We start from the raw sequence: 19,205 nt of genomic DNA on the forward strand, positions 1-19,205 counted from the left end.
CATGACGCGCCTTTTCTTCTCTCCCGCCGCACTGGCCCTGGCGGCGCTGCTGCTCGCGGGCTGCGCGACGCCATCGGCCGATGCGCCCGCCACTGCAGCCCCCGTCGCAGACCCGTGGTGGGGCGGCTTCGGCAGCACCGAGCTGCCGGCCTTCGTTGCCGCGGTCGATGCCGGCAACCCCAACGGCGACGCCGCCGAAGCCCGCCTGCGCCAGGCCGAGGCGCAGGAGCGCATCACCGGCGCCTCGGCCTGGCCTGAACTGTCGGCCACCGCCGACGTGCAGCGCCAGGGCCGGCTCGGCGGCGATGCGAACGTGAGCGGCAACCGGCGCGCGCTCGGGCTCGATGCGCGCTACGAGGTCGACCTGTGGGGCCGCCTGCGTGCACAGCGCGACAGTGCCGGCGCCTCGCGACGCGCCAGCGCCTTCGATCGCGACGCGGTGCGCCTCGCGCTGCGCGCGGGCGCGGGTGCGGCCTGGCTCGACGCGCTGGGCCTGCGCGAGCGCACGGCCATCGCGCGCCGCAGCCTGGACGATGCCGAACGGCTGCTGCAACTGGTCGAGGCCCGTGCACGCGCGGGCGCGGCCTCGCCGCTCGAGCTTGCACAGCAGCGCGGCATCGTCGCGTCGCAGCGGCGCACGGCCGCCACGCTGTACCAGCAGTCGCGCGCGGCGGACATCCGCATGGCGCGCTGGCTCGGCCAGGCCGGCAGCGAAGTGCGGATCACGGCCACCAGCCTGCAGCAGCTCGCGCTGCCCGCGGTCGACGCCGGCCTGCCGGCCGATCTGCTCGCGCGCCGGCCCGACATCGCACGCGCCGAGGCCGCATTGGCTTCAGCCGATGCTGACGTAGCGGCGGCGCGCGCGGCGATGTTCCCCACGCTCACGCTGAGCGCCGGCCTTTCGGCCGCGGGCCCGCGCTTCGGCACGCTGTTCGACCACCCGGTGTACAGCCTGGCGGCGGCGCTCGCGGCGCCGGTCTTCGACGGCGGCCGGCGCGCCGCGGCGCGCGACCTGTCGGCCGCACGGCGCGAAGAGTTGCTCGCGAACTACCGCGCCGCCACCGTGGCCGCCTTCACCGACGCGCTGACCGCGCTCGAGGCCGTGGCCGCACTCGACACGCAGCGCGTGGCACAAGACGAAGAACTGGCGCAGGCCGAACGCGCGCGCACGCTCGCCGAGTCGCGCTACCGCGCAGGTGCCGAGACGCTGCTCACGCTGCTCGATGCGCAGCGCACGCTGTTCGCCGCGCAGGATGCGCGCGCGCAGTTGCTGCAGGCGCGCTTGCAGGCCGGCGTGGCGCTGTACCACGCGCTCGGCGGGGGATGGTCCGCCGACGCATCGGCCACCACACGCCTCAGCCGAACCGCACGCTGATCTGCAGGCCGGGGTGCGCGTTGCGCACCGTCAGCCGGCCGCCGTGGGCTTCGGCGATGAGGCGGCACAGGTACATGCCGAGGCCGACACCACCGGTGGCGCGCGCCCGCGCGCCGTCGGTGCGATAGAAGGGCTCGGTCAGGCGTTCGAGCTGCGCGTCGTCCACGCCGGGACCGAAGTCGCGCACCTCCAGCTCGGCACCGCCGTCGGCCGGCGCGCGCAAGCTCACGGTCGGTGGCTGCGGTGCGCCGGCGCTGTAGCGCAGCGCGTTGTCCAGCAGGTTGCGCACCATCAGGCGCACGCGCATGCGGTCGACGGGCTGCGGCGCCAGGCCCTCTGCCAGGTCGAGCTGCACCGCTTGCGCGCCGGGCATCTCGGCCACGATCTCGCGCACCAGCGCGGCCAGGTCGACCGGCTCGCGTTGCAACGCGGCATGCGGGCTCGCGAGGCGTTCGCTTTCGAGCAGGTCGCTGATCAGGTCGCGCATCTCGTTGAGGTCGCGCAGCAGCGCTTCGCGCTCGGCCTCGCCTTCGGGCGTGGCGGGCAGCAGCTCGGCGTTGAGGCGAGCGCGCGTGAGCGGCGAGCGCAGTTCGTGGCTCAGCGCCAGCAGCAGGCCGCGCTTGGCATCGAGCATGGCCTGGATGTCGCTGGCCATGGTGTTGACGCGCTGCGCGAGGTCGCCCAGGTCGTCGTTGCGGCGGATCGGAATGGGCTGCGTGAACTCGCCGCGGCCGAAGCGCTGCGCGCCCTCGCGGATGTCGATCAGCGGACGCAGCAGCCGGCTCACCAGTGCGTAGGCCACCACCACGAGCAGCAGCAGCACGCACAGCGTGGTCCAGCCCGCCGCGCGCGGCGCGAGCTGCCACAGCCGGGGCGCCCAGCCGAAGATGACCTTGTGCCCGTCGGCCGTGGGGCGCACGAACCAGCGCTCGGTGGAGAACATCGACTCCTCGCGGTCGCGGTCGTAGAACCAGCCGCCGCGCGCGTGCATGTCGTTGCCGGGGTTCGACTCCCAATTCACGGTGGGCCCGGTGATGCGGATGGTGATCGGCAGCCGGTCGACCAGCGCCTGCGCGCGCGTCGTGTCGGGCGGCGTGCCGAGTTCGGCAACGAGGCGATCGGCGTAGTCCATCAGCATCGGCTGCGCGGCCTCGGCCCAGGTGCTGGAGAACGAGCGCTTCATGCCGCCCACGAACACCGCCGCCATCACGAGCGCGAGCACCACGAACATCATCACGATGCGCACGCGCACCGAGCTGCGCCAGCGCTGCTGCATGTGCGCGTGCATGCGCGCGTGCCAGTGCCGGCGGCGCTCCTTGCCGGGGCACAGACCTTCGTTGTCGGCGGGCACGGCGCCTGCGCGCCTGCGGGGAAATCTCATGAAGAAGGCTCGCCCGGCGCCACGGCCAGCGCGTAGCCGGCGTTGCGCAGCGTCTTGATGCAGTCGAGCGGCTCGAGCTTCTTGCGCAGCCGGCTCACCACGATGTCGACCGCGCGCGTGAAGAGCTCAGCCTCGTGGCCGCGCAGCCGGTTGAGGATGTCGTCGCGGCTGAACACCTTGCCGGGCTCGCCGGCCAGCAGCGCGAGCAGGTCGAACTCGGTGCCGGTGAGTTCCACGCGCTCACCGTGGCGCAGCACCTGACGCCGGTCGAGGTCGATCGACAGGCCGTCGAACACGCGCAGCTGGGCGTTGGCGGCGGCGACCGCCGGCGCGCTGCGCTGGCGGCGCAGGATGGTCTGCACGCGCGCCACCAGTTCGCGCGGCTCGAAGGGCTTGGGCACGTAGTCGTCGGCGCCGAGTTCGAGGCCGACCACGCGGTCCATCACCTCGCCGCGCGCGGTGAGCATCACGATGGGGATGTCGCTTTCCTTGCGGATCTCGCGGCACAGCTCGAAGCCGTCCATCTCGGGCAGCATGACGTCGAGGATGGCCGCGTCGTAGTGCCCCGCGCGCAGCTTGGCGATGCCCTCGCTCGGGCGCTTGGCGCTGTCGAGCGTGCAGCCGAAGCGTGCGAAGTAGGTGGTCAGCGGCGCGGCGAGGTGTTCGTCGTCGTCGATCAGCAGGATGCGCGGCATGGCGGGATTGTGCCTCCTGGCAAAGAGAGCGCGAATGGCAAGGCTTGCAATCAATCCGGCCGGCATCGCACCGTCCAGACCAGGCCGGCGGCGAGGCCGGCGAGCAAGAGCACGTGGTAGACCACGTCGGGCACCGTGCGCGGGCCGATGCCCGCGACGATGGTGCCAAGGCCGACCAGCGTGCCCAGCAGGGCAAAGCCCTGTCCGGCGATCGCCGCCGTGCGGGCATGCGCGGGGCGGCGCCAGGTTTCGAGCGCCGCGAGCACCAGCACGGTGGCGATCACGGCCTCGGCGGTGCGCGCCTGCGGATGCGCGTGGCCGGCCCCGAGCCAGCCGCCGTGCACCGCCGATGCGACGGCGAGCGTGAGCGCCTCGCCCAGCATCATGGTGCGCGCGAGCGCGGGGCGCATCAAGGGACGCGAACGGGCCACGGCACTCACCATGGATCGGCGCGGCCGATGCGGCCGAGGTGGGTGGACGCAAAACCGGTCGCGTACTTCAGGCCGAAGCCCAGCGCATGGTCGAGCCCGACGCGGGCCAGCCAGATCAGCCCGCCGGCCACCGCCCACGGCTGCGCCGCGAACACGCCCAGCGCCAGCAGCAGCACGGGCCCGATCAGCGCATGCGCGGCGTTGTACAGCGCCGCGCCGACGCGCGGCCCCGCGAGGTAGCCGAGCAGCGAAAGGTCGGGCGCGAACAGCCAGAGCGCGAACACGCCCCAGCCCATGCCGAACTGGGCATAGCCGACCAGCGCCACCGCGAGCACCACCGCGCCTTCGAAGCGCAGCACGGTGCGCACGCCATCCGCGGCCGGTGCTGCGGGTTCGTGGGACACCACGGAGGCGACGTGGTGCTGCGGCGCCCGCAGAGCGGGTCGATGCAGCGACACGAAGCGCGCCCAGCCCGGGGGCGAGCCGATTTCAGCCATGACGCGACCAGCGGCGGCCGCCGCGCTCCATGAAGTCACGCACCTTCTGTTGCTGGGCGGGGTTCAGGTGGTCGAAGAAGTCGGCCGCGGCGGCGATGACCTCGGGGCTGCCGGTGCGCACCACGGCGGTCTTCTCTTCGATCAGGCGCGCGGCGCCGGCCTGGTCGAGCGTGTTGCCCGCGAACAGCGCCTTGAACTGCGAGCGCGGATCGCCCGAGCCGCCCGCTCCGCGCATCGCCTGGCGCTGCGCCTGCAGCTTCTCGGCGAGCACGGTGAGCTTCTGCTTCTGCGCGGCGTCGAGCTCGAGCTTGCTGCCGACGCGCTCGACCATCTTGGCGCGGAACTCGGCGCTGTCGCCGCCCCAGCCGTGGCGATGGCCGGCACAGCCGGCGATGCTGCCGGCGACGACGGCCAGGCCGGCGAATCCGAACAGGGTTCGTTTGATCCAGTGCTTCATGGGGGTGCTCCTTCATGCGCCCCTGCGCGGGGCTGCTTCAGTGATGAACGTGGCGACAGCGGCGATCCGCGCGCCGCAGCGGCTCAGAGGCGGTTGCCGCTGTCGCGCGCGGCGGCGGCACGCGCGTCGACGGGGTTCTGCATCGTCGAGATGACCTTGCTGTTCACGCGCGAACCGGAGGTCACGTTCTGGTCGGGGGCGGCGGCGGTGCGCACGGCTTCGGCGATGACGCGGGCGCGGTCGGTCGACACGGCCACGGTCTCGGGGCCGCGCGAACCCCGCACGACGTTCTGGTCGGGGGCGGCGGCCGTGCGCACGGCTTCGGCGTTGACGTCGGCGCGGCTCATGGCCGACACGGGCGCGTGGACGCCCTCGTAGCTTTCAGCCTTGGCGCCGGCGGCGGCGAGCATGGCGAAGGAACCGACAGCGATGAGCTGCGCGAGGGAGAAGGACGACTTGACGATCATGATGCAGGCCTTTCTTTCAGGGGTTGGAAGAGGAGACCTGATGGTGCGCGTCGATGCCCGGCGAGTCCTTTCACCCCCGTATCGCCGTATTTCGGTTTGTTTCACCCGGCCCGCAACCCGCCGTTTTCACGGCGCATCACGAAGACAAAGGTATGCGAAAGCGCGGGCTCAGCCCGCCAGTGCGGCCGCGGGATCGTCCGCGTCGAGCACGCCCCGCGCCCAGGGTTCGAGCTTGCCGGTGTCGGCACGCAGCACTTCCTGCTTCACGGCGAGGATGCGCGACGGGTGCATCGAGAAGCTGCGCAGGCCCAGGCCCAGCAGCAGGCGCGTGAAGGCGACATCGCCCGCCATCTCGCCGCACACCGACACGCCCTTGCCCTGGCGACGGCACTCGGTGATGGTGTCGGCCACGAGCTTGAGCACCGCGGGGTGCGCGGGGTCGTACAGGTGGGCGACGGCTTCGTCGGCGCGGTCGATGGCCAGCGTGTACTGGATCAGGTCGTTGGTGCCGATCGACAGGAAGTCGAAGTGCTTCAGGAAGGTCTTGAGCGTGAGCGCGGCGGCCGGGATCTCGATCATGGCGCCGAGCTTGACCGGGCCGTACACCGCGCCGCGGTTGTCGAGTTCTGCGCGCGCGAAGTCGATGAGCGACAGCGTCTGGCGGATCTCGCTGGCGTGCGCGAGCATCGGAATGAGCAGGTGGATCTCGCCGTGCGCCGCCGCGCGCAGGATGGCGCGCAGCTGCGTGAGGAACATCGCCGGATCGGCCAGGCTCCAGCGGATGGCGCGCAGGCCGAGCGCGGGGTTCAGGTGCTCCTGCTTGCTGCCCGACTTGCCGTCCAGCGGCTTGTCGGCGCCCACGTCGATGGTGCGGATGGTGACGGGCATGCCCTGCATGCCCTCGACCGCGCGCTTGTAGGCCTGGTACTGCTCTTCCTCGTCGGGCAGGCGCGTCTGGCGCGCCGAGTTCTCGCGGCCCATGAAGAGGAATTCGCTGCGAAAGAGGCCCACGCCCACGGCGCCGGCCTTGACGGCGCCGGCCGTGTCCTCGGGCATCTCGATGTTGGCCAGCAGGTCGACGCGCTGGCCGTCGAGCGTGACGGCGGGCTTGTGGCGCAGCCGCGCGAGCCGCCCGCGTTCGAGGTCGCCCTGGCGCTGCTTGAAGCCGTACTCGGCCAGGATGATCGGCGACGGGTCGACGATCATCACGCCGGCCTCGCCGTCGATGATGACCCAATCGTCCTGGCGCACCAGCTGGCTCGCGGAGCGCGCGCCGACGATGGCCGGGATGTCCATGCTGCGCGCGACGATGGCGGTGTGCGAGGTGCGCCCGCCCACGTCGGTCACGAAGCCCGCGAACACGCTCTTCTTGAACTGCAGCATGTCGGCCGGCGAGAGGTCGTGCGCGATGAGCACCAGCGGCACGTCGAAGCCGTCGCCCGCGGTGGGGTCGTCGTCTTCGTCGTCGTGCGCGGCGGCGGCGCGCTTGCGCCGCGGCGGGCTCGGCGCGAGCACGGCGGCCGTGCCCTTCATGCGATGCAGCATGCGCTCGACCACCTGTTCGAGGTCGGCCTTGCGCTCGCGCAGGTACGGGTCCTCCATCTCGTCGAACTGACGCGCGATGATTTCGAGCTGCGTGGTCAGCGCCCATTCGGCGTTGTACAGCCGCTCGCTGATCCAGTGCTTCACGCCGCCGCTGAGCACGTCGTCCTGCAGCAGCATCTGGTGCACCTCGAGCAGCGCCGCGAGTTCGTGCGGCGCGTCGTTCGGGCCCATCTGCGCCACGCTGGCCTGCAGCTTGGTGAGCTCGTCGGCCACCGCGTTGCGCGCGGTGCGCACGCGGTCGATCTCGGTCTCGATCTCTTCGGGCTTGATGAAGTAGTGCGCCACGTCGATGCGGCTGGACACGACCAACACCGCGCGGCCGATGGCAATGCCACGGGCGACAGGGAGACCGTGGACTGCGAAGGTCATGCGCGGGTCCTTATTCGCCTTCGCCGAATTTGTCGTCCATGAGCTGGACGATGGCGTTCATGGCTTCGTCTTCCTGCGGGCCGTTGGTCTCGAGCTCGACGGTCACGCCGAGGCCGGCGGCCAGCATCATGACGCCCATGATGCTCTTGGCGTTGATGCGGCGGTCGCCGCGCGACAGCCACACCTCGCAGGGGAAGCTGCCGGCGAGCTTGGTCAGCTTGGCCGACGCGCGTGCGTGCAGGCCCAGCTTATTGCTGATGGTCACGGATTTCTTGATCACTGTGCTTTCTTTTCGCCTGGTTCTGGGGAGCCGCCACCGCCACCTGCATCACGCCGGCGGTGCCGCCCGCCAGGGCCCGCTGCACCAGGGTGTCGAGCGGTTCGTGGCGGTAGGTGACGGCGCGCAGCAGCATCGGCAGGTTGACACCGGCCACGAGCCGCGAGCGCACGCCGTCCACCAGCTTCTGCGCCACGTTGCAGGGCGTGGCGCCGAACACGTCGGCCAGCACCAGCACCTGCGAGCGCGGGGCATGCAATTGCTGCGCGAGCGTGATGCGCGCGGCGGCCAGCGTTTCCTCGGGCGACACGTTGGGCAGCACGTCAAGGGCCACGACGGCCTGTTCGCAGTCGGGGAACACATGCAGCGCGCACTGCCGCAGCGCCTGTGCGAACGGGGAGTGGGCAATGATGAGGATGCTGTTCATGCGGCTCGGAGGACGACGCGTCGATTATGCGGGGGCGCCCAAAGGAAGTAGAGACATCGAGGACACAACGCGGCAGCCGGGGAAAGCGGCCATGGCGGGCGCGTGACCGGGGCGTCGGTTTGCGTTGCGGCAACAGCTATGAAAACGATAGCTGGCCCGCGCATCGCGGCCCGCCGGCCGGCCCCTGCTCATGGCAGGCGCAGGCCCTCGAAGAAGGTCTTGGTCGCCTCGGGCGAGGACGGCCGGCCGAGCACGGTGGCCTGGTAGAGCGACACGCTGCCGTCTTTCTGCGACTGCGCGAACCAGAGCACCTGGACCGGCGCCACGCCCTGCTGCGCCGATTGCCCGTCGAGCCGCCACGGTGGGGGAACGGCCGTGGCGCGCGGCAAGGTGGCCGGCCCCTGGATCACCTGCGCGACGCCCAGCTGGCCGTGCGTGGCCGTGCGCCAGGCCGTGAGCCAGGCCTCGGCCTGCGCCGGGCTGGTCGCGGCGGCATGGGCCACGGCGAAGGTCGCGCCGCCGGCTTCGCAGCCGGTCATGTCGACCTGCACCGACTCGGCCCCCAGCGGCACCGCGCGCTGGGCGCGGTCGGCCTTGCAGGGCAGCAGCGCGACCAGGCCGGCGTCGGCGATCGGCACTTCGCGCCAGTTGAAGGTGGGGCTGCAGGCGCCCAGCACGGCGGCCAGGGCCAGCACGGGCCAGGAGGGGGAAAGAAGCGAGGGCATCGGAGGACGATTATCGAGCGGCCTTCGGGGAATGAAGCGCGTGCGCCGACGCGTTCCGGCACGCGGAACTAAAATCGCGCCGCCTCTCTCCTTCAGGTGCCCATGAAAAAATACATCGCTGCCGCCGCCGTCGTGATCGCCCTGGCCGCCGGCGTGGGCGTGTACCTCGGTTCGGGCAGCACGGCCGCTCCGGCCTCGACCTTCGTGCTGCTCGACGGCACCACCAAGAGCACGGCCGACCTGAAGGGCAAGGTCACGCTGGTCAACTTCTGGGCCACCAGCTGCGTGACCTGCGTGGCCGAGATGCCCAAGGTGATCTCGACCTACGACAAGTACAAGTCCAAGGGCTATGACACGCTGGCGGTGGCCATGAGCTACGACCCGCCGAGCTACGTCGTCAACTTCGCCGAAACCCGCAAGCTGCCGTTCAAGGTGGCGATCGACAACACCGGCAGCGTGGCGCAGGCCTGGGGCGACGTGAAGCTCACGCCAACCACCTTCATCGTCAACAAGAAGGGCGAGATCGTGAAGCGCTACGTGGGCGAGCCCGACTTCGCCGAGCTGCACAAGCTGATCGAAAAGCTGCTGGCCGAGGCCTGACCTTCGGCCCCAGAAAAGCAAAAGGCGCTCCGAGGAGCGCCTTTTTCGTGGCGAAAGCTCGCGGCTTACTGGTTGCGGAAGTTGTCGTGGCAGGCCTTGCAGCTCGCGCCGGTCGGGCCGAACTGGGCCTTGAGGGCGTCGATGTTGCCGGCCTTGGCGGCGACGACGAGCTTGCCGGTCTCGGCGATCACCTTGTCCTGGTGTTCCTTGAACTTCGCGGCTTCCTTCCAGACTTCGGGCTTGGCCTTGCCGCCCTCGGTGCCGGCGCCGAAACCAGCCCAGGGCAGCTTGGCCATGTCGGCGACGATTTCGGCGTTGGCAGCCGCAGCGGCGGCGTCGTAGGGCGCCCGGCCGTTGGCCATGGCGCCGAGGCGGCCGAAGTGCTGGGCCATCACGAACAGCGCGCTCTGGCGGTACTTGATGGCATCTTCGGGCTTGGCAAACTGTGCCGCGGCGGGCAGGGACATCGCAGCGCAGGCGGCTGCAAGGGCGAACGAAGCAAAACGGGTCATCGTGGGTCCTTGTGTGGGGGTTTGGGCACCGTCGAACGCGGTGCTGCAGGCAGTGTAGGGGCTGCCCGTGTCGGGCGCATAGCAACAACCCGGTGGAACGACCGGGCCGGACTTTGCTAATCTGCGCCTTCCGCAGCCTCGCGCCCCGGCGCCTTTTTCGATGACCGACACCCTTTCGGTGGCCCGCACACGCGTCTGGGACCTGCCGACCCGCCTCTTTCACTGGGCGCTCGCCTTCGCCGTGATCGGCCTGATCGTGACGGGCCTGAACGGCATCATGGAATGGCATTTCCGCCTCGGCTACACCGTGCTGGCGCTGCTGCTGTTCCGGCTGATCTGGGGGGTCGTGGGCGGGCGCTGGTCGCGCTTCGCGGCCTTCATCTATGCGCCGGGCTCGGTCATCGCCTACCTGCGCGGCAAGTCGCACCCCGACCACCTGATCGGCCACACGCCGCTGGGCGCGCTGTCGGTGTTCGCGGTGCTGGCGCTGTTGATCCTGCAGGTCGCCACCGGGTTGATGGCCGACGACGAGATTTCCGCCTCCGGGCCGCTGACACGTTTTGTGTCGGGCGCCATGGTGAGCCTGGCGACGGGCTGGCACAAGGCGCAGGGCAAGTGGATCGTGATCGCCCTGGTGAGCCTGCATGTGCTGGCGGTGCTGTTCTATGTGCTGGTCAAGCGGCACCGGCTGGTCGGGCCGATGCTGTCGGGCGACAAGCTGGTGGTCGCGGGCGCGGCCTCCAACGGGAACGGCAATGGCAACGGCGTGGCCCCGAGCCGCGACGATGCGGTGTCGCGCACGCTGGCGCTGGTGCTGTTCGCGCTGTGCGCGGGCGTGGCGTTCTGGGTGGCGTCGTTGCGCGTATGAGCGGCTTTTCCGTCTCCCGCCCGCTGCCGCTGTCGGACACGCCGGCCGTGGTGCTGCTCACGCCCGACGAACCGCATGAAGTCGACGCCGTGCGCGCGATCTTCCGCGACTACGCAGGCTCGCTGGCCATCGACCTCGACTTCCAGGATTTCGACGGCGAACTGGCCGGACTGCCCGGCGAGTACGCCGAGCCGCGCGGCACCTTGCTGCTGGCGCTGGTCGATCCCGCCCACGTGAACGAAGACGCCGGCCGCGCCGCGCCCACGCTGAAGCGCGCCGACGGCACGATCGCCCACGTGGCGGGCTGCTGCGCGCTGCGCCCGCTCGACACCACGGACTACGCGAACGCGGCGGAAATGAAACGGCTGTATGTGCGCCCCGGGTTCCGGGGGCTCGGGCTCGGCCGGCAGCTGGCCGAGGCCATCCTCGATGCGGCCCGCAGCGCAGGCTATGCCTGCGTGCTGCTCGACACCCTCGACGACATGGAGTCGGCGCGCGCCCTCTACGAAGACCTGGGCTTCGCGGAGGTGCCGCCCTACTATCACAACCCCGTCGCCGGGGCTCACTACCTCAAGGTAGAGCTGTAAGCCGGACTCAGCCGCGGGCTTGCGCCAGCAGCGTGTCGGCGTCGCTCACTTCGAACTTGCCCGGGCCTTCGACGTTCAGCGTCGCGACCTTGCCGTCCTTCACGAGCATCGAGTAGCGGTTGCTGCGCAGGCCCATGCCGCGGCCGGTCAGGTCAAGCGTGAGGCCTGTGGCCTTCGCGAAGTCCGCGCTGCCGTCGGCCAGCATGCGCACCTTGGCGCCAGTCTTCTGGTCACGCGCCCAGGCGCCCATCACGAACGCGTCGTTCACGCTCACGCACCAGATCTCGTCCACGCCGGCGGCCTTGAAGTCGTCGAAGTGCTGCACGTAGCCCGGCACGTGCTTGGCCGAGCAGGTGGGCGTGAAGGCGCCCGGCAGTGCGAACAGCGCGATGGTCTTGCCAGCCGTGGCCTTGGTCACGTCGACCGGGTTCGGGCCGATGCTGCAGCCCTCGCCCTCCACTTCGGAATATTCCTGCAGGGTGGCCGAAGGAAGGGTGTCGCCGACTTTGATCATGTGAATTGCTCCTGAAAAAGAAAAACGGCCCACATTGTGGGCCGTTTCCGGATGGGTTGCCTCGAGGGCGACCGAGTGCCTGATCAGACCAGGACGGCCTTCTCGACCAGACGGGTCACGACCCAGTTCTTGGTCTTCGAGATCGGACGGCTTTCCGTGATCTCGATGGTGTCGCCGAGGTGGTACTCGCCCTTTTCGTCATGGGCGTGGTACTTGCTCGTCTTGGCCACGATCTTGCCGTAGAGCTCGTGCTTCACACGGCGCTCGACCAGCACGGTCACGGTCTTGGCACGCTTGTCGCTGACCACCTTGCCGATCAAGGTGCGCTTGAGGGATTTTTTAGCTTCCGTCATGTTCACTCCTTACTTGGCGGCTTGGGTCTCTTGCTCTTTCTGAGCAAGAATGGTCTTGGCGCGAGCGATGTCGCGACGCGTCACGCGCAGCGTCGTGGTGTTCGACAGCTGTTGCGTGGCCTTCTGCATGCGCAGGCCGAAGTGGGCCTTCTGCAGATCCTTGATTTCGGCTTGCAGGCCTGCGACGTCCTTCGTGCGCAGGGTTGCGGCCTTCGTCACCTTGGCCGAAGCCGCGGTTTCTTTCTTCTTACGTGTTGCCATGGATGTTCTCCTCTCAGGCGCCGAGCTGGCGAGCGACGAACGTCGTGCGCAGCGGAAGCTTGGCGGCGGCCAGGCGGAACGCTTCGCGGGCGAGTTCTTCGGGCACGCCGACGATCTCGAACACGATCTTGCCAGGCTGGATTTCAGCGACGTAGTACTCGGGGTTGCCCTTACCGTTACCCATCCGCACTTCAGCGGGCTTGGTAGAGATCGGCTTGTCCGGGAACACGCGGATCCAGATACGGCCACCGCGCTTCACGTGACGCGAAATCGCGCGACGAGCGGCTTCGATCTGGCGCGCCGTGAGGCGACCGCGGTCGGTGCATTTGAGACCGAAGTCACCGAACGCAACCGAGTTACCCGTGGTTGCGATGCCGGTGTTGCGGCCCTTTTGTTCCTTGCGGAACTTTCTGCGTGCAGGTTGCAGCATGTTTTGTTACTCCGTGAGGGCCCCAGGCACTTGCGTGCCCGGGAGCGACCGATTACTCGGTCTTGGCACCGTCCGCTGCTGCAGCGGGCGCGGCTTTGCGGACGCGCTTAACGGCGGGTTTCGAGTCTGCACCGGCACCGCCGGTTGCTTCTGCGGGCTTGTCGCTGCCATCGGCCGGAGCGGTGTTGCCACCGATCGGACCACGGGCACCGGCACGGGGGCCGGGACCACGACGGTCGCCACCCGGACGGTCGCCAGGGCGACCATCACGGCGGGGACCACGCGGGCGGCGCTCTTCGTCCGGACGCGGCGTTTCGACGGCCGGCAGGTCGTTGCGACCCAGCGTGTCGCCCTTGTAGACCCAGACCTTGACGCCGATGACGCCGTAGGTGGTCTTGGCTTCCGAGGTGCCGTAGTCGATGTCGGCGCGCAGGGTGTGAAGCGGCACGCGGCCTTCGCGGTACCACTCGGTACGTGCGATTTCGATGCCGTTCAGGCGGCCAGCCGACATGATCTTGATGCCCAGGGCACCCAGACGCATGGCGTTCTGCATGGCGCGCTTCATGGCGCGGCGGAACATGATCCGCTTTTCGAGCTGCTGCGTGATGCTGTCGGCGATCAGCTGCGCATCGATTTCGGGCTTGCGCACTTCTTCGATGTTGACCGCAACCGGCACGCCGAGCTGCTTGCCCAGTTCGCGCTTGAGGTTCTCGATGTCTTCGCCCTTCTTGCCGATCACGACGCCCGGACGAGCCGAGTAGATCGTGATGCGTGCGTTCTTGGCGGGACGCTCGATCATGACGCGCGACACCGAAGCGTTCTTCAGCTTCTTCTTCAGGTATTCGCGAACCTTGATGTCCTCGGCCAGCATGCCCGCGAAATCGCGGTCGCTTGCGTACCAACGGCTGGACCAGTTACGGGTGACCGCAAGGCGGAACCCGGTTGGGTGGATTTTCTGTCCCATATTTCTTCCAGGCCTTCTTAGTTGCCAACCGTCACGTACACATGGCACGTGGGCTTGCTGATGCGATTGCCGCGACCCTTGGCGCGCGCCGTGAAGCGCTTGAGCGTTGCACCTTGCTCGACGTAGATGGTCTTGACCTTCAGCTCGTCGATGTCGGCACCGTCGTTGTGCTCGGCGTTGGCAATTGCCGACTCGAGCACCTTCTTGATGATCACAGCGGCCTTCTTCTGCGTGAATTGCAGAACGTTGAGCGCTTGATCGACCTTCTTGCCGCGGATCAGGTCCGCGACCAGACGGCCCTTGTCGACCGACAGGCGGACACCGCGGAGGACTGCACGTGTTTCAGACATGGTCGTTCCTTACTTCTTCTGGACTTTTTTGTCCGCGGGGTGCCCCTTGAACGTGCGCGTGAGCGCAAATTCGCCGAGCTTGTGGCCGACCATCTGGTCGGTGATGTACACGGGCACGTGTTGCTTGCCGTTGTGCACAGCGATGGTCAGACCGATGAACTCGGGCAGAACCATCGAGCGGCGCGACCAGGTCTTGATCGGCTTCTTGTCCTTGTTCGTCACGGCCTTGTCGGCCTTGGCCACGAGGTGGTGGTCGACGAAAGGACCCTTTTTGAGAGAGCGAGTCATTGGCTATCCCTTACTTCTTGCGACGCGACACGATGAAGACCTGCGTGCGCTTGTTGTTACGGGTGCGATAGCCCTTGGTCAGATTGCCCCACGGGTCGACAGGATGGCGGCCTTCGCCAGTCTTGCCTTCGCCACCACCGTGCGGGTGGTCGACCGGGTTCATCACCACGCCGCGAACGGTCGGGCGGATACCCATGTGACGCTTCACACCGGCCTTGCCGAGCTGGCGCAGGCTGTGTTCTTCGTTGGCCACTTCACCGATGGTCGCGCGGCATTCGATGTGAATGCGACGGACTTCGCCCGAACGCATGCGGACCTGGGCGTAGACGCCTTCACGGGCCAGCAGCGTGGCCGAGGTACCGGCCGAACGTGCGATCTGCGCGCCCTTGCCGGGTTGCAGTTCGATGCAGTGGATCGTCGAACCCACGGGGATGTTGCGGATCGGCAGGGTGTTGCCGGCGCGGATCGGGGCTTCGGCGCCCGACATCAGGGTTGCACCGGCTTCCAGACCGCGCGGGGCGATGATGTAGCGGCGCTCGCCGTCGGCGTAGCAGACCAGAGCGATGTGGGCGGTGCGGTTCGGGTCGTACTCGATGCGTTCGACCTTGGCCGGGATGCCGTCCTTGTTGCGCACGAAGTCGACAATGCGGTAGTGGTGCTTGGCACCACCGCCACGATGGCGGATCGTGATGTGACCGTTGTTGTTACGGCCGGCCTTCTGGAACTGGGGTTCCAGCAGGGCTGCGTGAGGCGCACCCTTGTGCAGGTGGTCACGCGAAATCTTCACCGCGCCGCGTTGGCCCGGCGAAGTGGGTTTCATCTTGATGACGGCCATGATTAAGCGCCTTCCCCGACGAGGTTGAGCTCTTGACCGGCCTTCAGCGTCACATAAGCCTTGCGCACGTTGTCGCGGCGGCCGATGGACTTGCCAAAGCGCTTGGTCTTGCCCTTGGTGTTGAGCACCGACACGCCCTGGACTTCGACCTTGAACATCAGTTCAACAGCGGCCTTGATCTCGGGCTTGGTGGCGTCTTGCAGCACCTTGAAAGTGACAGCGTTCGACTTCTCGCCGACCATCGTGGCCTTTTCGGACACGATCGGTGCGACCAGCACGTTCATGAGACGGCCTTCGTCGAACTTACGTTGTGCAGGGGTGGGGTTCACGCGGCTCATGCGAACATCTCCTTGAGCTTGTCGACGGCACCCTTGGTGACCAGCACCTTCTTGTAGTGAACCAGCGACACCGGATCGGCGTAACGGGGTTCGACCACGAGGATGTTGACCAGATTGCGCGAGGCAAGGTACAGGTTTTCGTCGACTTCTTCGGCGATCACGAGCACGGACTCGAGATTCATTGCCTTGAAACGGGCTGCCAGCGGCTTCGTCTTGGGCGAATCCACGGTCAGCGAATCGACCACGGCCAGACGGCCTTCGCGAGCGAGCTGCGAGAAGATGGAGGCCATGCCGGCGCGGTACATCTTCTTGTTGATCTTCTGCGAGAAGTTTTCGTCAGGCATGTTCGGGAAGATCCGGCCGCCTCCGCGCCACAGGGGCGAGGACGTCATACCGGCGCGGGCGCGGCCCGTTCCCTTTTGCTTGAAAGGCTTCTTGGTCGAGTGCTTGACCTGTTCGCGGTCCTTCTGGGCGCGCGTGCCTTGACGGGCGTTGGCCTGGAATGCAACGACGATCTGGTGGACCAGGTCTTCGTTGTAGTCACGGCCGAACACGGTCTCGGGGGCGTCGTACTTCGACGCGGCCTGGCCTTGTTCGTTCAGGAGTTCGAGTTGCATTACTTCGCTCCTTCAGCCGCTTGCGGCTTGGCCTTGATGGCGGGACGCACGGTGACGAAGCCACCCTTCGAACCCGGGATCGCGCCCTTGATGAGCAGCAGCTGACGTGCTTCGTCGATACGGAACACGTCGAGGTTTTGCGTCGTGCGGGTGACGTCGCCGAGGTGGCCCGTCATGCGCTTGCCGGGGAACACGCGACCGGGGTCTTGTGCCATGCCGATCGAGCCGGGCACGTTGTGCGAACGGCTGTTACCGTGCGACGCGCGCTGCGAGCTCATGTTGTGACGCTTGATCGTGCCGGCGTAGCCCTTGCCGATGGTCGTGCCTTGCACGTCCACCTTCTGGCCCACGGAGAACACGCTGCTTGCCGCGATCACGCCGCCAGCCTTGTGCTGACCTGCGGTATCGGCGGTGACGCGGAATTCCTGGATGATTTCACCAGCTTCGACACCTGCCTTGGCAAGGTGGCCGGCTTGGGGCTTGGTCACGCGCGATGCTTTGCGCGAACCGAACGTCACCTGCAGGGCGACGTAGCCATCGGTCTCTTGGGACTTGATCTGGGTCACACGGTTGTTGGACACATCCACCACCGTGACAGGAACTGCGTCCCCGTCATCGGTGAAGAGACGCATCATCCCCACCTTGCGGCCCAGCAACCCGAGGGAGTTGCTCAGACTCATTTGTTTTCTCCAAAAATGGAAGACTTCCTTCGCCGCTGCCACTTCAATTGGCGACAGCGTTTGGCTGGTTTCCCGGCCTGCGAGAGAAGGTTGATAAATCTCTGCCAAAAGCGGCGCCCGAACGGACGCAACAAGGGCAGAGCCAGAGATTATAGCCCGCAGTCGAACCGGGGCGCAAGTGGCCCTTTTCGGGCCGGATTCAGGGGGTTCCGGCCCCGTTTCGGGTGGCTTTCGGGCCTATTTCGCGGGCAGCGAGATGATGTTGTCGCCGCCTGGCAGCGACTTGATCTCGCCGCCGGCCTTCATGGCGGGCGCCGCCGCGCCGGTCTGGATCGGGATGGAAATGGCGCTGGTCCGGCCGCCCTGCGTGATGAACACGTTCAGGTAGGCCAGCCCCTCGCCCTGGCTGACCACCGTGACGGAAGCGTCGGAGCGCTGCCCCGGCGGCAGGCTCAGCGACGCGCTGCCGGACAGCGTCAGCCCCGCATCGACCGTCAGTGCCACGCTGGCGCCCGCGGGGTCGCTGACGCCATCGAACTGGAGGACGACCACGGTCAGCTTGCCGGCCTGCGGCGCGCCGCCCAGCCGGTACTGCAGCTTGACGCCGGAGTCGTTGGGTTTTCTCGATGCGGTCACCCAGGGGGGGGCCGCATCCTTCGAGGTTGCAGCCGACAGCTTCGCAGTGGTGCGCGCCGGCGGCATGCCGTCGGCCAAGGCGGACACCGGGAGCGCGGGCAGTGCAAGTCCCGCCGCCAACGCGGCGGCCAGAGAGAGGCGAGTGTTCAGGATCATCACGAGCCTTCCCTTCCTATTGAACGAGCACGCTGAGGCACAGCGGCGAAGCAGAGGAGCCCGTCATTGCGGCGTCCCGCACCGCCAGAACGTACTCACCCGCGCTCAGGCTGACCCGATTGCCCGACCGGGCGATCTCTCCGCCTCGGAAGACGTCGAAGTCCGGCACCGCGGCGTTCCCGACCGTGACCTGGTAGTCCCGGTTCGCCGGCGCGGTGAAACGCAGGTAGGCAATGTTGCCGAGCTTGTTGCCCGTGCCCGCCACGCTGGAGACACAGACGTTGTTGACCACCGCACCAACAGCCAAGGCCCGGTACATCGGCAGCACGCCGGGCACGCTGGGCAACCCGCCGTCGTTCGATTCGCCCGCGCCGAATGCATCGCTGGAGGTGATGTTCTGCGCGCTCAGCAGGCTGTTCAGCGCCGAGGCGTTGCCAGGCGACGTCGCATTGAACGCGGCGGCGAAGGCGTGGATCGACGTGACCGGTGCGCCGCTTCGGAACTGGAAGCCGGTTAAGGCGTCGTGGATGGGCTTGAAGCCGGCCTGCCGGTTGAGGTTCCACAGGATGGCCTGGACAGATGACTCGCGGGACCAGCCGGGATTGCTTGCAGGACCACGCGAGAGATCCAACGGGCTGCCCCCCCTTTGCTGCGGCAGCTTTGAGTCGACATAGTTGCTTCGTTCCAGGGCAATGCCTGACCACGCATTACCCCAACCCTCGGAGAAAGCAAGTCGCCGATCGAGACGATCGTCCATCGAATGCCCGCCTCCGATCGAGTCATCCCGACTGAAGGCCGATTGGTAGTAGTGCCCCCATTCGTGCGCGATCACTGGTGCATCGAACTCGTCGGTGTCCACATCCTCCTTGCCCAGCACGTAGATCTGCCGACCGTTGCTTCCGCTGTTGAAGAAGAAGGTCGTGCCAATCTGCCCCGCCGAAAGATTGATTCCGTCCGACGGCGCGTTGTTGACGCTCCAGAAAACCTTCAACGAAGGAAACGCCGAAGCCGGCGCCACCGACAGCACCTTCTGCATGGAGGTGTAGACCGTGTCGAGCACGGCGAACGGCGCTGCGACGCGCGTCCCGCTGTAGCCAGAACCTCCCCAGCCGCTGTCCGCACGCAGGTCGCGCGTCAATGCCACGCTTCCCGAAGAAAAGCTCGCCGACTGCATCGAGTACAGCGCATCGCTGCGGGTGTTGTCGCGCACCGTGACATCCCAGGTCGCGCCCGGACCGGTCCGGGTCAGCTGGGCCCGGACGCGCACGGTGATGTTCGTGTTCGCCGGTACCGAGACCGCGTAATTGCCACCGTCATCCGTGGTGGTCAACGCGAGCTGCGCCGATGTGGTGGCATCGAGCACCTCCACCGTGGCGCCGCGCACGGGCTTGGCTGTGGTGTTCGCGTACAGGAGGGGCCCGCTGTTGTTCGGCACCGAGTCGTAAGTGGCTTTCCCGCTCAGGGTGACCGGGTTCAGCACGATCGGCAGGCCGATGGGAAACCCACCGCC

At 67.9% G+C, this 19,205-nt stretch carries 28 protein-coding genes; 4 read left to right on the top strand and 24 right to left on the bottom strand.

Features of this window, described 5'->3' with window-relative positions; genetic code table 11:
- Position 1: 1 nt before the first annotated feature.
- Positions 2-1,375, top strand: coding sequence for an efflux transporter outer membrane subunit (locus tag AC07XP_RS17845; RefSeq protein ID WP_495265422.1), 1,374 nt, complete (start codon positions 2-4; stop codon positions 1,373-1,375).
- Here AC07XP_RS17845 and AC07XP_RS17850 read toward each other — a convergent pair.
- The 10 genes from AC07XP_RS17850 to AC07XP_RS17895 form a co-directional block, all read right to left on the bottom strand.
- Positions 1,356-2,756, bottom strand: coding sequence for a sensor histidine kinase (locus AC07XP_RS17850; RefSeq protein ID WP_495265423.1), 1,401 nt, complete (start codon positions 2,754-2,756; stop codon positions 1,356-1,358). The two genes, AC07XP_RS17845 and AC07XP_RS17850, sit on opposite strands and share 20 nt — an antisense overlap.
- Positions 2,753-3,451: a response regulator transcription factor gene (locus AC07XP_RS17855; protein WP_495265424.1), complete on the bottom strand. Its 699-nt coding sequence runs from the start codon at positions 3,449-3,451 to the stop codon at positions 2,753-2,755. Before AC07XP_RS17855 ends, AC07XP_RS17850 begins: the two co-directional genes overlap by 4 nt.
- 50 nt (positions 3,452-3,501) lie before the next feature.
- Entirely contained in the window at positions 3,502-3,882 is a 381-nt protein-coding gene (locus tag AC07XP_RS17860; RefSeq protein WP_495265425.1) for a hypothetical protein, read from the bottom strand.
- A 5-nt stretch (positions 3,883-3,887) separates the two neighbouring features.
- Positions 3,888-4,379 carry a DUF4260 domain-containing protein gene (locus tag AC07XP_RS17865; RefSeq protein WP_495265426.1) on the bottom strand — a complete coding sequence of 164 codons (492 nt, stop codon included), beginning with the start codon at positions 4,377-4,379 and terminating at the stop codon, positions 3,888-3,890.
- Positions 4,372-4,836 (bottom strand): Spy/CpxP family protein refolding chaperone, encoded by a 465-nt coding sequence (locus tag AC07XP_RS17870; RefSeq protein WP_095950136.1) that lies wholly within the window; start codon positions 4,834-4,836, stop codon positions 4,372-4,374. Before AC07XP_RS17870 ends, AC07XP_RS17865 begins: the two co-directional genes overlap by 8 nt.
- 83 nt (positions 4,837-4,919) lie before the next feature.
- Positions 4,920-5,303, bottom strand: a complete 384-nt coding sequence (locus tag AC07XP_RS17875; protein WP_495265427.1) for a DUF4148 domain-containing protein — start codon at positions 5,301-5,303, stop codon at positions 4,920-4,922.
- Positions 5,304-5,471: 168 nt separating this feature from the next.
- On the bottom strand, positions 5,472-7,277 hold the full coding sequence (ptsP, locus tag AC07XP_RS17880; protein ID WP_062478903.1) for a phosphoenolpyruvate--protein phosphotransferase: 1,806 nt from the start codon (positions 7,275-7,277) through the stop codon (positions 5,472-5,474).
- Positions 7,278-7,287: 10 nt separating this feature from the next.
- Positions 7,288-7,557, bottom strand: coding sequence for an HPr family phosphocarrier protein (locus tag AC07XP_RS17885; RefSeq protein ID WP_062478901.1), 270 nt, complete (start codon positions 7,555-7,557; stop codon positions 7,288-7,290).
- Positions 7,526-7,981 carry a PTS sugar transporter subunit IIA gene (locus tag AC07XP_RS17890; protein ID WP_062478898.1) on the bottom strand — a complete coding sequence of 152 codons (456 nt, stop codon included), beginning with the start codon at positions 7,979-7,981 and terminating at the stop codon, positions 7,526-7,528. Before AC07XP_RS17890 ends, AC07XP_RS17885 begins: the two co-directional genes overlap by 32 nt.
- 188 nt (positions 7,982-8,169) lie before the next feature.
- A complete protein-coding gene (locus AC07XP_RS17895; protein ID WP_495265428.1) occupies positions 8,170-8,706 on the bottom strand; it encodes a hypothetical protein in 537 nt (178 codons plus the stop codon).
- Positions 8,707-8,808: 102 nt separating this feature from the next.
- Between AC07XP_RS17895 and AC07XP_RS17900 the strand changes: the two genes are divergently transcribed.
- Positions 8,809-9,306, top strand: a complete 498-nt coding sequence (locus AC07XP_RS17900; protein WP_070061896.1) for a TlpA disulfide reductase family protein — start codon at positions 8,809-8,811, stop codon at positions 9,304-9,306.
- 65 nt (positions 9,307-9,371) lie between these two features.
- On the opposite strand, the gene AC07XP_RS17905 is transcribed toward AC07XP_RS17900, so the two are convergent.
- Positions 9,372-9,818, bottom strand: coding sequence for a c-type cytochrome (locus AC07XP_RS17905; protein ID WP_495265429.1), 447 nt, complete (start codon positions 9,816-9,818; stop codon positions 9,372-9,374).
- A 160-nt stretch (positions 9,819-9,978) separates the two neighbouring features.
- On the opposite strand from AC07XP_RS17905, the gene AC07XP_RS17910 reads away from it, so the two are divergent.
- Both AC07XP_RS17910 and AC07XP_RS17915 read left to right on the top strand, forming a co-directional pair.
- The gene (locus tag AC07XP_RS17910; protein ID WP_062478887.1) at positions 9,979-10,686 is read left to right on the top strand and encodes a cytochrome b/b6 domain-containing protein; all 708 of its coding nucleotides are present in this window, start codon (positions 9,979-9,981) and stop codon (positions 10,684-10,686) included.
- Complete coding sequence (locus AC07XP_RS17915; protein WP_139700419.1) at positions 10,683-11,273, top strand: GNAT family N-acetyltransferase; 591 nt, start codon at positions 10,683-10,685, stop codon at positions 11,271-11,273. Before AC07XP_RS17910 ends, AC07XP_RS17915 begins: the two co-directional genes overlap by 4 nt.
- 7 nt (positions 11,274-11,280) lie before the next feature.
- Here AC07XP_RS17915 and AC07XP_RS17920 read toward each other — a convergent pair whose 3' ends face one another.
- The 13 genes from AC07XP_RS17920 to AC07XP_RS17980 form a co-directional block, all read right to left on the bottom strand.
- A complete protein-coding gene (locus tag AC07XP_RS17920) occupies positions 11,281-11,787 on the bottom strand; it encodes a peroxiredoxin (protein ID WP_070061892.1) in 507 nt (168 codons plus the stop codon).
- A gap of 83 nt (positions 11,788-11,870) precedes the next feature.
- Positions 11,871-12,140 carry a 30S ribosomal protein S17 gene (rpsQ, locus tag AC07XP_RS17925; protein WP_062478880.1) on the bottom strand — a complete coding sequence of 90 codons (270 nt, stop codon included), beginning with the start codon at positions 12,138-12,140 and terminating at the stop codon, positions 11,871-11,873.
- Positions 12,141-12,149: 9 nt separating this feature from the next.
- Entirely contained in the window at positions 12,150-12,359 is a 210-nt protein-coding gene (gene rpmC / locus AC07XP_RS17930; RefSeq protein WP_056577224.1) for a 50S ribosomal protein L29, read from the bottom strand.
- Positions 12,360-12,414: 55 nt separating this feature from the next.
- Complete coding sequence (gene rplP, locus AC07XP_RS17935; protein WP_007838137.1) at positions 12,415-12,831, bottom strand: 50S ribosomal protein L16; 417 nt, start codon at positions 12,829-12,831, stop codon at positions 12,415-12,417.
- Between the two features lie 52 nt (positions 12,832-12,883).
- Complete coding sequence (gene rpsC, locus AC07XP_RS17940; RefSeq protein ID WP_062478877.1) at positions 12,884-13,795, bottom strand: 30S ribosomal protein S3; 912 nt, start codon at positions 13,793-13,795, stop codon at positions 12,884-12,886.
- A 17-nt stretch (positions 13,796-13,812) separates the two neighbouring features.
- A complete protein-coding gene (rplV, locus tag AC07XP_RS17945; protein WP_007838134.1) occupies positions 13,813-14,145 on the bottom strand; it encodes a 50S ribosomal protein L22 in 333 nt (110 codons plus the stop codon).
- A 9-nt stretch (positions 14,146-14,154) separates the two neighbouring features.
- On the bottom strand, positions 14,155-14,433 hold the full coding sequence (rpsS, locus tag AC07XP_RS17950; protein ID WP_062478874.1) for a 30S ribosomal protein S19: 279 nt from the start codon (positions 14,431-14,433) through the stop codon (positions 14,155-14,157).
- 10 nt (positions 14,434-14,443) lie between these two features.
- Positions 14,444-15,268 carry a 50S ribosomal protein L2 gene (rplB, locus tag AC07XP_RS17955; RefSeq protein WP_056576555.1) on the bottom strand — a complete coding sequence of 275 codons (825 nt, stop codon included), beginning with the start codon at positions 15,266-15,268 and terminating at the stop codon, positions 14,444-14,446.
- A 2-nt stretch (positions 15,269-15,270) separates the two neighbouring features.
- On the bottom strand, positions 15,271-15,606 hold the full coding sequence (gene rplW, locus AC07XP_RS17960; protein ID WP_056576559.1) for a 50S ribosomal protein L23: 336 nt from the start codon (positions 15,604-15,606) through the stop codon (positions 15,271-15,273).
- Positions 15,603-16,223: a 50S ribosomal protein L4 gene (rplD, locus tag AC07XP_RS17965; RefSeq protein ID WP_062478869.1), complete on the bottom strand. Its 621-nt coding sequence runs from the start codon at positions 16,221-16,223 to the stop codon at positions 15,603-15,605. The genes rplW and rplD overlap by 4 nt, the downstream gene beginning before the upstream one ends.
- Positions 16,223-16,903, bottom strand: coding sequence for a 50S ribosomal protein L3 (rplC, locus tag AC07XP_RS17970; RefSeq protein WP_062478866.1), 681 nt, complete (start codon positions 16,901-16,903; stop codon positions 16,223-16,225). Before rplC ends, rplD begins: the two co-directional genes overlap by 1 nt.
- Before the next feature lie 237 nt (positions 16,904-17,140).
- A complete protein-coding gene (locus AC07XP_RS17975; RefSeq protein WP_495265430.1) occupies positions 17,141-17,695 on the bottom strand; it encodes a hypothetical protein in 555 nt (184 codons plus the stop codon).
- 16 nt (positions 17,696-17,711) lie between these two features.
- The coding region (locus tag AC07XP_RS17980) for a hypothetical protein (protein ID WP_495265431.1) at positions 17,712-19,205 on the bottom strand (1,494 nt) is incomplete at its 5' end.

Source organism: Variovorax sp. GW531-E2, from assembly GCF_059423125.1.